The organism is Arthrobacter sp. efr-133-TYG-118, assembly GCF_030209755.1.
Lineage (GTDB): Bacteria > Actinomycetota > Actinomycetes > Actinomycetales > Micrococcaceae > Arthrobacter.
In genome coordinates, this window is sequence record NZ_JARVRH010000023.1 from 1 (window position 1) to 15,420 (window position 15,420).

General features: G+C 65.0%; 15 protein-coding genes and 1 pseudogene. 10 read left to right on the plus strand and 6 right to left on the minus strand.

Annotated features, from left to right (window positions below):
• Window positions 1-431: hypothetical protein (locus QRN59_RS17775; protein WP_284983800.1), on the minus strand; the 431-nt coding region annotated here is incomplete at its 3' end.
• 6 nt (window positions 432-437) lie between these two features.
• Between QRN59_RS17775 and QRN59_RS17780 the strand changes: the two genes are divergently transcribed.
• From QRN59_RS17780 to xerD, 9 genes are all read left to right on the plus strand, one after another.
• Complete coding sequence (locus QRN59_RS17780; protein ID WP_284983801.1) at window positions 438-1,286, plus strand: hypothetical protein; 849 nt, start codon at window positions 438-440, stop codon at window positions 1,284-1,286.
• Window positions 1,279-2,268, plus strand: a complete 990-nt coding sequence (locus QRN59_RS17785; protein ID WP_284983802.1) for an HAD-IIA family hydrolase — start codon at window positions 1,279-1,281, stop codon at window positions 2,266-2,268. The genes QRN59_RS17780 and QRN59_RS17785 overlap by 8 nt, the downstream gene beginning before the upstream one ends.
• A gap of 9 nt (window positions 2,269-2,277) precedes the next feature.
• Window positions 2,278-2,502 (plus strand): hypothetical protein, encoded by a 225-nt coding sequence (locus tag QRN59_RS17790; protein ID WP_284983803.1) that lies wholly within the window; start codon window positions 2,278-2,280, stop codon window positions 2,500-2,502.
• A gap of 2 nt (window positions 2,503-2,504) precedes the next feature.
• Complete coding sequence (locus tag QRN59_RS17795; RefSeq protein WP_284983804.1) at window positions 2,505-3,317, plus strand: TlyA family RNA methyltransferase; 813 nt, start codon at window positions 2,505-2,507, stop codon at window positions 3,315-3,317.
• A gap of 13 nt (window positions 3,318-3,330) precedes the next feature.
• Window positions 3,331-4,353, plus strand: a complete 1,023-nt coding sequence (locus QRN59_RS17800) for an NAD kinase (protein ID WP_284983805.1) — start codon at window positions 3,331-3,333, stop codon at window positions 4,351-4,353.
• Window positions 4,354-4,357: 4 nt separating this feature from the next.
• Entirely contained in the window at window positions 4,358-6,097 is a 1,740-nt protein-coding gene (gene recN / locus QRN59_RS17805; RefSeq protein ID WP_284983806.1) for a DNA repair protein RecN, read from the plus strand.
• 210 nt (window positions 6,098-6,307) lie between these two features.
• Window positions 6,308-8,050, plus strand: coding sequence for a CTP synthase (pyrG, locus tag QRN59_RS17810; RefSeq protein WP_284983807.1), 1,743 nt, complete (start codon window positions 6,308-6,310; stop codon window positions 8,048-8,050).
• 27 nt (window positions 8,051-8,077) lie between these two features.
• The gene (locus QRN59_RS17815) at window positions 8,078-8,740 is read left to right on the plus strand and encodes an NUDIX domain-containing protein (RefSeq protein WP_284983808.1); all 663 of its coding nucleotides are present in this window, start codon (window positions 8,078-8,080) and stop codon (window positions 8,738-8,740) included.
• Window positions 8,713-9,705 (plus strand): site-specific tyrosine recombinase XerD, encoded by a 993-nt coding sequence (xerD, locus tag QRN59_RS17820; RefSeq protein ID WP_502871080.1) that lies wholly within the window; start codon window positions 8,713-8,715, stop codon window positions 9,703-9,705. The genes QRN59_RS17815 and xerD overlap by 28 nt, the downstream gene beginning before the upstream one ends.
• Before the next feature lie 30 nt (window positions 9,706-9,735).
• On the opposite strand, the gene QRN59_RS17825 is transcribed toward xerD, so the two are convergent.
• Window positions 9,736-10,455, minus strand: a complete 720-nt coding sequence (locus QRN59_RS17825) for a hypothetical protein (RefSeq protein WP_284983810.1) — start codon at window positions 10,453-10,455, stop codon at window positions 9,736-9,738.
• A 57-nt stretch (window positions 10,456-10,512) separates the two neighbouring features.
• On the opposite strand from QRN59_RS17825, the gene QRN59_RS17830 reads away from it, so the two are divergent.
• On the plus strand, window positions 10,513-11,013 hold the full coding sequence (locus QRN59_RS17830) for an 8-oxo-dGTP diphosphatase (protein ID WP_284983811.1): 501 nt from the start codon (window positions 10,513-10,515) through the stop codon (window positions 11,011-11,013).
• 84 nt (window positions 11,014-11,097) lie between these two features.
• Here QRN59_RS17830 and QRN59_RS17835 read toward each other — a convergent pair whose 3' ends face one another.
• The 4 genes and pseudogenes from QRN59_RS17835 to QRN59_RS17850 all read right to left on the minus strand — a co-directional run bounded on the left by QRN59_RS17835 (window position 11,098) and on the right by QRN59_RS17850 (window position 15,388).
• On the minus strand, window positions 11,098-12,237 hold the full coding sequence (locus QRN59_RS17835) for a bifunctional 2-methylcitrate synthase/citrate synthase (protein ID WP_284983812.1): 1,140 nt from the start codon (window positions 12,235-12,237) through the stop codon (window positions 11,098-11,100).
• A gap of 70 nt (window positions 12,238-12,307) precedes the next feature.
• Window positions 12,308-13,216, minus strand: a complete 909-nt coding sequence (gene prpB, locus QRN59_RS17840; RefSeq protein ID WP_284983813.1) for a methylisocitrate lyase — start codon at window positions 13,214-13,216, stop codon at window positions 12,308-12,310.
• On the minus strand, window positions 13,217-14,737 hold the full coding sequence (locus QRN59_RS17845) for an MmgE/PrpD family protein (RefSeq protein ID WP_284983814.1): 1,521 nt from the start codon (window positions 14,735-14,737) through the stop codon (window positions 13,217-13,219).
• Window positions 14,706-15,388 (minus strand): annotated as a pseudogene (locus QRN59_RS17850) (GntR family transcriptional regulator). Before QRN59_RS17850 ends, QRN59_RS17845 begins: the two are co-directional and overlap by 32 nt.
• Between the last annotated feature and the right edge of the window lie 32 nt (window positions 15,389-15,420).

Consider the following 15,420-nt stretch of genomic DNA (forward strand, 5'->3'; position numbering starts at 1 on the left):
GCGATCGTCCGAGCCGTGAGGGCGATCGTGACCGCAAACCTTTTGGCGATCGTGACCGTAAGCCGTTCGGCGACCGTCCGCGTCGTGATGGGGATGCGCGCCCGAGCTTCGGCGATCGTGACCGTAAGCCGTTCGGCGACCGTCCGCGCCGCGAAGGCGACGGAGAGCGCCGTAGCTTCGGTGACCGCCCCGAGCGCGGTCCCCGTAAATTCGATGGCCCACGCACCGAGGGACGTAGCTTCGGCGGCGGATCCTGGGAAGATCGTCCCGCGCGGGTTCCGAACGCCGCGGATCTGCGTAGCGCCAACCGCCCGGACCGCGAGCGTTCCCCGGAGATCGACGACGATGTTACGGGCCAGGAGCTCGACCGGGTCACGAAGCACCAGATCAAGACCCTTGAAGGGACCAATGCCGATTGGGTCGCCAAGCACCTGGTGATGGCGGGCCGCCTCATCGATATCGACCCTGAGCTGTCCTTCCAGCACGCCTTGGCTGCCAGCCGCCGTGGTGGACGTTTGGCAGCTGTCCGCGAAGCCGTGGGCCTGACCGCCTACGCTGCAGGTCACTATGGCGAGGCGCTTCGCGAATTCCGCACCTACCGCCGGATCAGCGGCTCCAACGTCCATTTGCCCCTCATGGCTGACTGCGAACGAGGTCTGGGGCGGCCGGACCGTGCACTGGACGTCGTCCGTTCTCCCGAAGCACAGGACCTCGACGCGCCCGGCAAGGTTGAGCTGGCAATCGTGGCCTCGGGAGCCAGGACCGACCTTGGTCAGTCGGACGCGGCAGTGGCCGAGCTGGAGATCATCCAGCTCGACATCAACCGCGCCTTCTCCTACAGCCCGCGCCTGTTCCGTGCCTACGCAGACGCCCTGACGGCAGTGGGACGCACGGAAGAAGCCGGCAAGTGGCAGCGCCAGGCAGTCGTGGCTGAAAATGCCCTCGGCGTTGGAGACTTCGAGGACCCGGACATCATCGACCTCGGCGAGGACGATGAAAACGAAGCTCGCAAGCCTCGTTTCCGGAACATCGAGGAGAACGCGGAGCGGACCGAGGCGGACACGTCACAAAATGCGCCCGCAAGCGCGGAGACGGTCATCGGCTCTGAAGCCACCGAGCAGGACGACGTGGAACTTGACGACGTCGAGTCTGACTACTTTGAGTCAGACGACGCCGAGTCGGACCGCGATTCCGTCGAGGACACCGAGGACACCGAGGAAGACGAAGAAGACGAGGAAGACGGAGAAGAGGCTTCCGAGGGCGGCGAAGAGACCAAGAATGACTGAGGCCTCACTGGTTTCGCGTTTCGACGCCGTTCTATCCGATCTGGACGGAGTTGTCTACGCAGGTCCGCGCGCCATTCCCGGCGCTGTGGAGTCCCTGCAGCGGCTTGAATCGGTCGGGGTGCGGCTGGGCTATGTAACCAACAACGCCTCGCGTACCCCGGCACAGGTGGCGGCGCATCTTCGTGAACTTGGCGCGCCGGCTGAGGACAACCAAGTGGTCAGTTCTTCGCAGGCCGCCGGGGATCTTCTGGCTGGACTCCTGGCTCCGGGTTCGCGGGTAATGATTACCGGCAGTCCGGCGCTGGCCCACGAAATCGAACTCGTGGGCCTCACGCCTGTCCACAGCGCCAAAGAGAACCCTGTGGCTGTGGTCCAGGGCTTCAACCCGGAAATCGCGTGGAAGGATCTGGCCGAGGCGTCCTACGTTGTTGCCGCAGGCGCCCTCTGGGTGGCTACCAATACGGACATGTCCATTCCCCAGGCCCGCGGGATTGCTCCCGGAAACGGCACCCTCGTGGCCGCCGTCGCGTCTGCCACAGGCAAACAGCCGCGGGTCGCTGGCAAGCCGGAGGCCCCGCTGTTCCACTCGGCGGCACGGAGGCTGAAGTCCGAGCGCCCGATCGTTGTCGGAGACCGCCTGGACACCGACATCCTTGGCGGCAACCGTGCGGGCTTCGCGACGGCGGCCGTGCTCACGGGCGTCGACACTCCCGCGTCAATCCTGGCTGCACGCAGCTCGGAGCGCCCCGGCTACTTGCTGGCTGATCTCACGGAACTGTACGAGCCGTACCCCGAGATCGTCGAGGAGGACAGCACGTTCCGCTGCGGAAAGGCAACTGCCGAAGTCCAAGATGGCCTCATCACCGTCTCCGGGTCCGAGAAGGATCTGGACGCCTGGCGTGCTGCGTGCGCAGCATGGTGGGCCGCCAATCCCGACGCGGCAGAGGCTACATCACCGCGGCTCGAGTGGCTGGAAAACTAGACTGGACCAATGAGCGAGTTGAACGATCACCCGGAGAGTGCCGTCGACCTGCACGGCGTCGAACCGCACGATGCCCCGTGGCCGGACGACACGGCCGCTACAGGTGACGCCGCCGTGGATTCCGTCTTGGAGCGACTGGCGGGTATCTCCTCTGTGCCGGTGTTCGAGCACAGCGGTATCTACGCCGAGATCCACGACTCCCTGATGGCGTCCCTCGACGACGAAGAACGCTGAGCATGGCAAGACTCGACCAGGAACTCGTCAGCCGTGGATTGGCGAGATCGCGGACCCATGCCGCGAAACTCATTGCGGACGGAAAAGTCAGTTCCGGGGGAACCGTTCTCGCCAAGGCAGCGCAACAAGTCTCCGAAGAGACGGAAATTGATGTTCAAGCCCACGCCGAGGACGTCTACGCCAGCCGCGCCGGACACAAACTTGCCGGGGCGCTGGCGGCTTTCCCTTCCGTTGTCGTGGAAGGGAATCGGTGCCTCGACGCCGGAGCCTCCACCGGTGGCTTTACTGACGTGCTGCTCCGCCACGGTGCCGCGCGGGTGGTGGCGGTCGACGTCGGGCATGACCAGTTGGTGCCGTCCCTGCGGAACGATCCCCGCGTCGCAGTCCATGAGGGACTCAACGTCCGCTACATGACGCCCGGGCAAATCGGTGGGCCGGCCGCGCTCACTGTGGCAGACCTGTCCTTCATTTCCCTCACCCTTGTTCTGCATCCGCTCGCGGCGTGCACCGAACCCGGGGGAGACCTGGTGCTCATGGTGAAGCCGCAGTTCGAGGTCGGCAAGGAACGGCTGAGCCGCACCGGCGTGGTCACCTCCGATCATGAACGGCGGCGCGCGGTGGCCCAAGTCGCCAAAGCGGCCGTGGATGCAGGGCTTGAACTCTGCGGCCTGGCACCCAGTCCCTTGCCGGGCCAGGACGGAAATGTGGAGTACTTCCTGTGGATGAAACGCAGGATGCAGTCGGACTTGCCTAAGATCGAAGAGCGGGACGAGGAAGTTGCTGCACTGATGGAACGAATCTGGACCACCCACTAGAAAGCAGAACACCATGAGCAGGCGCGTTTTGGTCCTTGCCCACACAGGGCGTGAGGACTCCCTTCGCGCGGCCTGGGATGCCTGCGGGCAGCTCCACCACTCCGGCCTGATCCCCGTGATGCAGAAGTCCGAACTGGACGACATCGAACGGTTCTTTGGTGTGGTGGACAAGCCGATCGAGATACTGCATGAGGATGTCCGATTGGAGGACGTCGAACTCGTCATGGTTCTTGGCGGCGACGGCACTATCCTGCGCGCGGCCGAGCTGGTCCGCAACGTCGATGTTCCCCTGCTGGGCGTCAACCTCGGGCATGTCGGTTTCCTTGCCGAGAGCGAGCGGGCCGATCTTGCCCAGACCGTCGAGTGGATTGCCAGCCGTGAATACACGGTGGAAGAGCGCATGACGATCGATGTCCAAGTGTGGGTCCGTGGCCAGAAGATCTGGCATACCTGGGCCCTGAACGAAGCCGCGATTGAAAAGGCCGACCGGGAGCGCATGATCGAAGTGGTGACGGAAGTGGATGAACGTCCGCTGACGTCGTTCGGCTGTGATGGAGTGGTGCTTGCTACCCCTACGGGCTCCACGGCCTATGCCTTCTCATCCGGCGGCCCGGTGGTGTGGCCCGAGGTGGAGGCCCTGGTGATTGTCCCCATCAGCGCCCATGCCCTCTTCGCCAAACCCCTCGTGGTTTCGCCGCGGTCCAGGCTGGCCGTGGAGATCCTCAGCCGGACCGACGCCCAAGGCGTGCTTTGGTGCGATGGCCGTCGTTCCGTAGACCTGCCGCCCGGCGCCCGGATCGAAGTAACCCGGTCCACCCGGCCGGTGCGGCTTGCCCGTACCCACCAGACGCCGTTTTCAGCGCGGCTCGTCCGGAAGTTTGAGCTCCCCATCCACGGCTGGCGGGGTCCGGCGCCCCGTTCGGCTGACATCCACACCGGTCCGACCCCCGTTATCAGGACCTTCAAGCCCAGCCCTTTGCCGACACCCCAGGACGTGCGGACAGGCAGAGCGGCCGACCCCACAAAGGAGATGTAAACCCATGATCGAGGAACTCCGGATCCGTGATCTCGGCGTCATCACCGACGCCACGTTGCCGTTGGGGCCCGGCCTGAGCGTCGTCACGGGCGAAACCGGCGCCGGCAAGACCATGGTGGTCACCGCCGTCGGCCTCCTTCTGGGAGCGCGGTCCGACGCCGGTGCGGTACGCTCCGGTGCCAAGTCGGCCTCTGCTGAGGCCCGGCTCTTGCTTGATCCGGGGCACGCCGCCGTGGAACGGGCTGTGGAGGCCGGCGGCGACGCGGAAGAGTACGACGGCGGCACCCAGCTCCTGCTGGCCCGCACCGTGGGCGCAGACGGCCGCAGCCGTGCTTTCGTCGGCGGCCGGGCGGCGCCTGTGGGCGTGCTGGCGGAACTTGGCGAGAGCCTGGTGGTAGTACATGGCCAGTCGGACCAGATACGGCTCAAAGGTGCCGTGGCGCAGCGGCACGCACTGGACCGCTTCGCCGGGGCCGACCTCGCCGCGACGCTCACGGAATACCAAGAGCTCCACAGTCATTGGAAGTCCAGCCAGGCGGAGCTCGATTCCCTCCGCGGCGAGGCCCGGGAAAGGCTGCGCGAGGCGGAATCGCTCGAGGTCGCACTCCAGGAAATCGACGACGTCGATCCCCAGCCGGGCGAGGACGAATCCCTCAAAGCCGAAGCCGTGAAGCTGGCCAACGTGGAAGAGCTACGCATCGCCGCAGCGGCAGCGCATGAAGCACTGATTTCGGAGGAATTCGGCGAAACAGCCGATGCCACGACGCTGATTGACTCGGCCAAACGGGCGCTGGACCAGGTTTCGGAACATGACGAAGCGTTGGCGGGAGCCGCCGCACGTCTCGCCGAAATCGGCTTCCTCATCAACGACATCGCGGGGGAGCTGTCCAGCTACCAAGCCTCCCTGGACTCCGAGGGGCCCGAACGGCTTTCGGAGATCGAGGAGCGGCGCGCAGCACTGGCCAAACTCATCCGGAAGTACGCTCCGAGCATCGATGAGGTCTTGGAATGGGCAGCAGCGTCGAGGACCCGGCTGGACGAACTGCAGGATGACTCAAGCCGGATCGAAGCCCTTGACGCCGAAGTAACTGCCGCGGAATCAACATTGCGAAAGCAAGCCGCGCGCATCTCGAAGTCGCGATCGAAGGCGGCCAAAGAACTCTCCGCGCGCGTGAGTGCGGAACTTACCGCTCTTGCCATGGCCGATGCGACCCTGGTGATCGAGGTGGACAGCCAAGGACAGTTGGGGCCGCACGGCGTCGACGACATTTCCTTCCTCCTGCAACCGCACTCAGGTGCCCCCGCCCGCCCGCTCGGCAAGGGCGCGTCCGGTGGTGAGTTGTCCCGTGTCATGCTCGCCATCGAAGTGGTCCTCGCCGCCGTTGATCCGGTGCCCACCTTCGTCTTTGACGAGGTGGATGCCGGAGTGGGCGGGCGTGCCGCCGTCGAGATCGGACGCCGGCTTGCCATGCTGGCCCGCCACGTCCAGGTGCTGGTGGTAACCCATCTGCCGCAGGTGGCCGCCTTCGCCGACCAACACATTCGGGTCACCAAGACCTCGGTCAGGGGAAGCGACGGCAAGACCGCCACGGGCTTCACGTCCAGCGACGTCCAGCTCCTTGATGACGAGGAACGCGTGAAGGAGCTTGCCAGGATGCTGGCAGGACAGGAAGACTCGGAGTCTGCGCGGGCTCATGCCCAGGAGTTGCTGGACGACGCGAAGCTCCTGCCCCAGCAGGCGTAGCCGGCCGGCTGGGGTCTGGGACATCGGTCACATGAACGCATTCGCCGGGCCGGGGGCACGCATCTGCGGTACCTTTCCCACGCTGCGGATTCCCGGCCGGCTGAGCTGTTTTCCCCGGTCGGGTGGACTTTACTCTTGATCCTTGCCCCACGGCAGGGGACTATTGAGCATTTGGGAAAACGGCTAGCGGATCCTTTGGAGGCGCAATTGATGATAGGCTCGAATTCCGTGGTGCAGCGATCAAATTCCCGTATAAATTCCCGGTTCCCGGGCTCGTCCAAGACGACCAAACACATCTTTGTCACTGGCGGTGTGGCGTCCTCGCTCGGTAAGGGACTGACGGCTTCGAGCCTCGGCCACTTGCTGCGGGCACGCGGTTTGTCTGTAACTATGCAGAAGCTCGATCCCTATCTCAACGTGGATCCGGGCACGATGAACCCCTTCCAACACGGCGAAGTCTTCGTCACTGACGACGGCGCCGAAACCGACCTCGACATCGGACACTACGAGCGCTTCCTCGACGAAAACCTTGAGGGTTCGGCCAACGTGACAACCGGCCAGATCTACTCGACAGTCATCGCCAAGGAACGGCGTGGTGAGTACCTCGGCGACACCGTCCAGGTCATCCCGCACATCACGGATGAGATCAAGCGCCGCATGCGCCTCCCCGCTGAGGGCAAGAACGCTCCTGATGTCATCATCACCGAAATCGGCGGCACCGTTGGCGACATCGAGTCGCAGCCTTTCCTCGAGTCCGCACGCCAGGTCCGCCAGGACATCGGCCGGAACAACGTCTTTTTCCTCCACGTCTCCTTGGTGCCGTACATCGGCCCCTCGCAGGAACTGAAGACCAAGCCAACGCAGCACTCCGTTGCCGCGCTGCGCTCCATCGGCATCCAGCCGGAGGCGATCGTGATCCGCTCGGACCGCGAAGTGCCGGACGCCATGCGCGAAAAGATCGGCCGCATGTGCGACGTCGATATTGACGCCGTGGTCAACGCCGCCGATGCCCCCAGCATCTACGACATCCCCAAGACGCTGCACTCCCAGGGTCTTGACTCCTATATCGTCCGTGCTTTGGACCTTCCGTTCAAGGACGTCGACTGGACCAGCTGGGACAAGCTCCTCGAAGCTGTCCACAACCCCAAGCACCAGGTTGAAGTTGCCCTCGTGGGCAAGTACATCGACCTTCCGGACGCTTACCTGTCCGTGACCGAGGCCTTGCGTGCCGGCGGTTTCGCGAACGAAACCAAGGTCAAGATCCGCTGGGTCCCGTCCGACGAATGCGAAACCCTCGAAGGCGCCACCAAGTCCTTGGCCGGCGTCGATGCCATTTGCGTTCCCGGCGGCTTTGGTATCCGTGGACTGGAGGGCAAGCTCGGCGCGCTCAAGTTTGCCCGCGAGACGAAGCTTCCGGTGCTGGGCCTTTGCCTCGGACTTCAGTGCATGGTCATCGAATACGCCCGCAATGTGGTCGGCCTCGAGGGTGCGTCCTCCAGCGAGTTCGAGCCCGACTCCAAGTACCCGGTCATCGCCACCATGGAAGAACAGCTCGACATCGTGGACGGCAAGGGCGACCTTGGCGGCACGATGCGCCTGGGCCTGTACGAAGCCAAGCTGGATGAAGGCTCCGTGGTTGCAGAGACCTATGGCACAACGACCGTTAGCGAGCGTCACCGGCACCGCTACGAGGTCAACAACAAGTACCGCGAGCAGATCGCCGCCGAGGGACTCGTGTTCTCCGGAACGTCTCCCGATGGCAAGCTGGTTGAGTTCGTGGAACTGCCGCGCGAAGTACACCCGTACTACGTGGCGACGCAGGCCCACCCCGAGCTCAGCTCCCGCCCCACGCGCCCCCACCCGCTGTTTGCCGGTCTCGTGAGGGCTGCGCTGGAACGTCAGTCAGGCGTGGATTCGGCAGCAAAGTCAGCCCGCAAGGTAGCTGCGAAGTAATCGCTCACACAAACGAAGGACGGCGCGATGCCCGGTATTTCTGAAACCCCCAGCACTTTTCGGAAGGTTTCGGACATGCCGAGCCCGCGCCGTCTTTTGTCGTCCAACAAGGTCTATGAAGGCCGCATTTGGGACGTCGTCAGTGACGCCTTCGAACTGGGCGAAGACACCGGCACCTTGGTCCGCGACTACATCGACCATCCCGGCGCTGTAGCGGTGCTGCCGATGAACGTCGACGGCGAAATCCTGTTGCTCAAGCAATATCGCCACCCTGTGGGCATGGACCTGTGGGAGATTCCTGCCGGGCTTCTCGACGTGGCCGGCGAAGACTTCGTGGTTGGCGCGGCCAGGGAACTCGCGGAAGAGGCCGATCTTACGGCGGCCACGTGGAATGTCCTAGCGGACTTCTTCAATTCCCCTGGCTCCTCAAGCGAAGCGATTCGAATCTATCTGGCGCGCGGATTGGGAAACGTTCCCGAGGCGGAACGGCACGTCCGCACAGATGAAGAGGCCGAAATCGAGCTGGTGTGGGTCACGCTCGACGAAGCTGTTTCAGCTGTGCTCGAAGGCCGCCTGCACAACCCGTCCGCCGTCGTCGGGATCCTCGCAGCCGCCGCCGCACGCGCCGATGGCTTCAGGAACCTGCGGCCGGGCAACGCTCCCTGGCCCGCCCACCCGAGCCAGCGCTGACCGTGCCCCAGCTCGCGGAGACCCGGGTCCAGACGGCCATTGACCGGGCCGTCACGGACTACCTGCAACACCTCGGCGTGGAACGAGGCCTTGCAAGCAACACTCTGTCCGCCTACCGCCGGGATCTGTCCAGGTATTCGACTTTCCTGGCAGCGTCCGGCGTCGACAACCCGCGCAATATCTCGCGCCACGATGTCACTGCCTTTGTGCAGGCCCTGGCCGACGGCTCCGACGGCGGCGCCGCACTCGGCGTCCGCTCGGCGGCACGCACGGTGGTTGCCGTCCGGGGGCTCCACAAGTTTTGGGCGCTGGAGGGGACGACGACGGCGGACCCGGCGAGCGATGTCCACCCGCCAATGCCGGGCAAGCGTCTGCCGAAGGCCATTAGCGTCGGCGAAGTGACCCGGATCCTCGAAGCCGCCGGTGCCGATACCGCCACCGGGTTGAGGGACCGGGCCCTTTTGGAGTTCCTCTACTCCACAGGTGCGCGCATCAGCGAAGCTGTGGGCCTCGACGTTGACGATGTCTCCCTCGAAGCGGAAGCCGATGGCCCCGCGATCGTACGGCTCTTCGGAAAAGGCTCCAAGGAGCGCTTGGTGCCACTGGGGTCCTACGGTGCCCGCGCCGTCGGCTCCTATGTGGTTCGCGGACGGCCTGCGTTGGCCGCCAAGGGTAAAGGCACTCCGGCGCTGTTCCTGAATGCCCGCGGAGGCCGGATCAGCCGGCAGAGTGCCTGGACCATTCTCAAGACTGCGGCGGAGAAGGCCAACATCACCAAGGACGTCTCCCCGCACACCCTCCGGCATTCTTTCGCCACGCATCTGCTTGAGGGCGGCGCCGATGTCCGGGTGGTGCAGGAACTCCTGGGTCACGCCTCGGTGACCACCACACAGGTGTACACCTTGGTCACTGCCGACACCTTGCGCGAGGTGTATGCGGCTGCGCATCCGCGGGCGCTCGGCTGACCCAGGCCACTTACCGCGGTCCGGTGCCGGTCACGTCAAGACCCTGAAGGTCAGCTCCACAGCGTTCAGGAACAGCGCCAGAATGGACATGCCGAGGCCGGCCACGAGCAGAAGGCCCGGATGCGCCAAGCCGACAACCACCCGCCTCAGATTCGGCCGGGTGCGCAGGAATTTCTTCGGCACCCGTGAGCTGGCGGGACTTTGACTCCAGCCACGCAGACGGCGCAGGAACCATGCGCAGCGGACGATGAAAGCCATCCACAGCACCGAAATGACAAGCGGGACAGCTGCCACGAGCAAGTTGAACCCCAAGGACGTGACTTCGCGCTCGGAATTTCCGACGGCAGCCTGGACAGCGGTGGAGATCGAAGCGCTCATGACCACCGAAACGCCCCACACGAGGAATGCAGTCACCAGTGCCAGGAATCGCACGAAGAAGTGGCCCAGCACTGATTCGTTTTGTGGTTTCAAATGCCTGCGGGGAGTCGCGTGCAGGACCGCGAGTGTGGACAGAAGGGTCGGCAGTGCGGCCATGCCGACCAGCAGGTACCAGCTCCAGCCGGCCAGGTCCAGGAATTCATCGAGGACGATCAACAACGCCCAGAATCCGGTCCATACCCACCCGGCGTAGAGCGGATGCCGGACCAGCCAGCCGGGCAGCCATGCCTCGGAGGCCTGCCCTGCCGCGGCAGCTGCCTCTCCTGGCGGGGCCTCCGTCGGCGTGGGCCCCTCACCCTCGTCCACGCTCATGGGCCAACTGTAGCAAGGACGCGCTTGCGAAGATCCGCGCAGAGTTAGGCTTGGTCAATGACTGCAGCCCACGTCACCCTGTGCTTCCTGCTCCGCGACGGCGACGCCGGCCAGGAGGTGCTCCTGGGCCGGAAGAAGACCGGCTTCGGCACAGGGAAGATTGTGGGCGTAGGCGGACATGTGGAGCCCGGAGAGACTGCTGCCGAGGCTGTCTGCCGGGAAGTGGAAGAAGAAATCTTCGTCCACGTGGCAAAGCGGCATCTCATTCCCGCCGGGACAGTGGACTTCGTCTTCCCAGCCAAGGCCGAGTGGAACATGTTCACCACGGTGTATCTGACCGAGCAATGGACCGGCGAACCAGCCGAAAGCGATGAAATAGCACCACAGTGGTACCGAGTGGCCGGGCTCCCCGTCGAGCGGATGTGGGCCGACGCCGAACACTGGTTGCCTGCGATGATTTCCGGCCAGCGCATCGCAGTTGAGGTGGTGCTCGCGGATGACAACGAAAGCGTCGCGGAAGTGCACACCGCGGAATGGCTGGATCCGGGCGAGCGCTGACTTCCGGGCGGCAACAGCAATAGCAACGAGAACGACGCCGGGCCGGTCACCCGGGTGACCGGCCCGGCGTCGTACATCGTGAAATTACGGCAGGTGCCGTTCGTCCACGCCGTTGTATTCGCTGAGCGGGCGGATCAGCGAGTTTGATCCGAGCTGCTCCATGATGTGCGCGGTCCAGCCGGTGATGCGGCTGGCGACGAACAGCGGGGTGAAGGTCGGGGTGTCGAAGCCCATGAGGTGGTACGTGGGCCCGGCGGGGTAGTCGAGGTTGGGTTTGATGGCCTTGGCTTCGTCCATGGCCTGTTCGAGGCCGTTGTACAGGCCCAGGATCTCGGGCCGGCCGTAGTGGGCGATCATCTTGTCCAGTGCGGCCTTCATGGTGGGCACCCTGGAGTCGCCGTGCTTGTAGACGCGGTGCCCGAATCCCATGACCTTTTTCTTCTGCGCCAGGGCGTGCTCCATCCAGGTCTTCGCCCGGCTGGCGGCCTCATCGAGGGATTCTTCGGTGCGGATACCGATTTCCTCGAAGGTGTGCATGACGGCCTCGTTGGCGCCGCCGTGCAGCGGGCCCTTGAGGGCGCCGATTGCCGCGGTGACCGCGGAGTGCAGGTCCGAGAGGGTGGAGGTGACAACGCGGGCCGTGAAGGTGGACGCGTTGAAGGAGTGCTCGGCGTAAAGGATCATCGAGACGTTGAATGCCTTCACGACCTCGTCCACCGGGTCCTCGCCGAAGGTCATCCACAGGAAATTCGCGGAGTAGCCCAGGTCTTCGCGGGGTTCCACGACGCCCTGGCCGCGACGGCGGCGCTGGTCGTAGGCGACCACCGCGGGCATGGCCGCGAACAAGTCAATGGCCTTGGCCATGTTGGCTTCCGGCGTGGAATCCTCGGCCAGCGGGTGCCGTGCTCCCAGCACCGAAGCGGCCGTCCGGCAGACATCCATGGGGTGGGCCGTCGTCGGCAGCGTGTCGATGACCTGCTTCACGACGGGGTCAAGGGCGCGGCCCGCGCGCTCGCGGGCTGTGAACTCTGCAAGTTCCTCCGGCGTGGGCAACTCACCGTTCCACAGCAGGAAGGCGACTTCTTCGAAGCTGCACTTGGCGGCGAGTTCCTGCACGGGGTAGCCGCGGTACAGCAGCGAGTTGGTGTCCGGGTTGACCTTGGAGATCGCGGTATAGTCAACCACGACGCCGGCCAGGCCTTTCTTGATCTCAACAGCTACCATGCTGTTCTCCTTCGTTCATCGGCAAGCACTCCGGAATAGCCGGAACGCCTGCATCCCTTGGTTGATCCAGTTACCGGCTGAGCCCAGGAACCTGGAAGTTGAAAACGCTCGTGTCGAAGTGGTTGTAAGCCTCGTAGTCCACGAGGTCATAGAGCCGCGCACGGGTGAGCATGTTCTCCACCTGCGCCTCCTGCGTTCCTGTGGCCTTGATCGTTTCCAGCGTACGCTCTGCAGCCCCCATGGCAATGCGGAGCAGGGTGACCGGGTAGATCACTATGTTTACGCCGACGCCCTGGAGCTGTTCCACGGTGAATAGCTCGCTTTTGCCGAACTCGGTCATGTTGGCCAGGATCGGCACATCCACTGCATCACGGATGGCTTGGAACTCGCTGAGGTCCTTCATGGCTTCGGGGAAGATGGCGTCGGCGCCGGCGTCGACGAGCGCCCGGGCACGTTCCTGGGCTGCTTCGATGCCGTCGACGGCGCGGATGTCGGTGCGGGCCATGATGAGGAAGTTCGCATCCCGGCGGGCGTCGGCGGCGGCGCGGATGCGCTTGGCGGCGGTGTCGGTGTCGACGACGTTCTTGCCGTCCAGGTGCCCGCAGCGCTTGGGGTTGAACTGGTCCTCGATGTGGCACCCGGCGAGTCCGGCGTTTTCGAGTTCCTGGATGGTGCGGGCGACGTTCATCGGTTCGCCGAATCCGGTGTCCGCGTCCACCAGGCACGGGAGCTCGGTCATGCGGGCGATCTGCCCCGCCCGGGTCACGACCTCCGTAAGTGTCGTGAGCCCGATGTCCGGCAGGCCGAGGTCGTTGGCGAGGACGGCACCGGAGATGTAGACGCCGGGGAAGCCTTTCTCTTCGATCAGTCGTGCCGAGAGCGGGTTGAAGGCGCCGGGGAACTGGACGATGGTCCCGGAAGCGAGCATCTCGCGCAGGGCGAGGCGCTTCTGCTCGGGCGTGGTCTTGGAGTAGAGCATCTAGAACAGTCCCTTCGGTGCGGCGGCGAGGTCGATGACGCCGGGGGCGGCAGCGATGTTCAGCTGGTCCAGCTCTCCCGGGCCCAGGTCCGGGAGGCGCTCGACGGCGTCCAGGAACCTTTCGATCTCGGCCTCCTCGACCAAACCGGCAGCAAGCGTGCGGAACTTGTTCACGTACTGTTCCCGGGCAAACGGCCGGGCGCCGAGCGGGTGGGCATCGGCCACGGCGATCTCATCCGTGATGACCGTTCCATCCGTGAGCGTGATGACAACGGTGCCGCCGAAGGCCTTCTCGGAGATGTCCAGGGAGTGGTAGCGGCGGGTCCATTCCGGGTCTTCCACGGTGGTGACCTTGTGCCAGAGTTCCACGGTGTCGGGACGGGCCGCGCGTTCGGGGCTGTAGGAGTCGACGTGGTGCCAGGAGCCGTCCTGCAGCGCGACGGTGAAGATGTAGGGGATGGAGTGGTCCAGCGTCTCACGGGAGGCGGTGGGCGAGTATTTCTGGGGGTCGTTGGCGCCGGAACCGATCACGTAGTGCGTGTGGTGGCTGGTCTTGATCAGGACGGATTCCACGTTGGCCGGGTCCGTGGCCTCGGGGTGCTCTTTGTGGAGCTTGCGGGCGAGGTCGATCCAGGCCTGGGCCTGGTACTCCGCGGAGTGTTCCTTGGTGTAGGTGTCCAGGATGGCGCGCTTGGGCTCCCCGGCCTCGGGCAGCGGGACCTCGTAGGAGGCGTCCGGGCCGTCGAGCATCCAGGCGATGACGCCGTCTTCGCCTTCGTAGATCGGCACGGGGGAGGTCTGGCCGCGCATGGAGCGGTCTACGGCTTCGACGGCCATTTTGCCGGCGAACGCGGGGGCGTGGGCCTTCCAGGTGGAGATTTCGCCCTTGCGGGACTGGCGCGTGGCCGTGGTGGTGTGCAGGGCCTGGCCGACGGACTGGAAGATCGTTTCGACGTCCAGGCCCAGGAGGGTGCCGATGCCGGCGGCGGCGGAGGGGCCGAGGTGGGCGACGTGGTCGATCTTGTGTTTGTGCAGGCAGATGGCCTTGACCAGGTTCACCTGGATCTCGTATCCGGTGGCGATGCCGCGGATCAGGTCCTTGCCGCCGGCGCCGACGTGCTGGGCGACGGCCAGGATCGGCGGGATGTTGTCGCCCGGGTGGGAGTAGTCCGCGGCCAGGAACGTGTCGTGGTAGTCGAGTTCACGCACGGCGACGCCGTTGGCCCAGGCGGCCCACTCGGGGGAGACCTTGTCGCTGATTCCGAAAACGGAGGAGCCCTTGCCGTTGGTGGTGGGGGCGTGGGTCAGGGCCTGCGCCCGGGCGGCGATGATCGGGGCGCGGTTCAGGGAGGCAATGGCGACCGAGGCATTGTCGATGATCCGGTTGATGATCATGTCGGTGACCTCGGGAGTCACCTCGACGGGGTCGGCGGCGACCGTGGCGATCTTGTGCGCCAGCTGCTCCTCACGGGCAAGGTTCTCTTCGCTCTTATAGACGCGGACGTGGTTGTTCTTCACCATGGTGCTCCTTTAGTGAGGTGTGTGGGTGGCTTTGACGTGGGAAAGACTGCGGTGCAGATGAAGGGTGGTGGCGGCTTCGGCGAGCCTGGGGTTGCCTGCCGCGATGGCTTCGGCGATCGCGGCGTGCTCGGCCGCGGCGGCATGGAGGCGTTCGGCGTCGTCGGCCGCGAGGCGCCGGACCCGCACCAGGTGGACGCGCAGGCTGCGCATGGCCTGGGCGAGGTAGGAATTGGAGATGGCTTCGTCGATCGCTTCGTCGAGCCTTCCCACCAAGGCGTAGTAGTCGTGCCGTGCGGGATCGGAATCGTTGAGCATCTCCGGGGCCCGGAGGAGTTCTGCGTGGAGTCGGGCGAACACCGGGCGTTCGCCGCGTTCCGCGGCGAGGGCGGCGGCTTTGCCTTCCAGGGTTTCGCGCAGCTCGAACAGTTCGTCGATGTCCTCCAGCGAGATGTCGGTGACGACGACGCCGCGTCCGCCTGCCGCCGTCGTCAGCCCTTCGGCGGTGAGCCGGCTCAGCGCCTCCCGGACGGGTGTGCGGGACACGCCCAGGCGTTCGGATTGTTCCACTTCCGCGAGGACCGTTCCGGGTGCCAGGCGCCACTCAATGATGTCTTCGCGCAGGGCCGCATAGGCTTTGTCGCTGGCACGCATGGACCCTCCTTCACTGGGCGGATGCCCTTAGT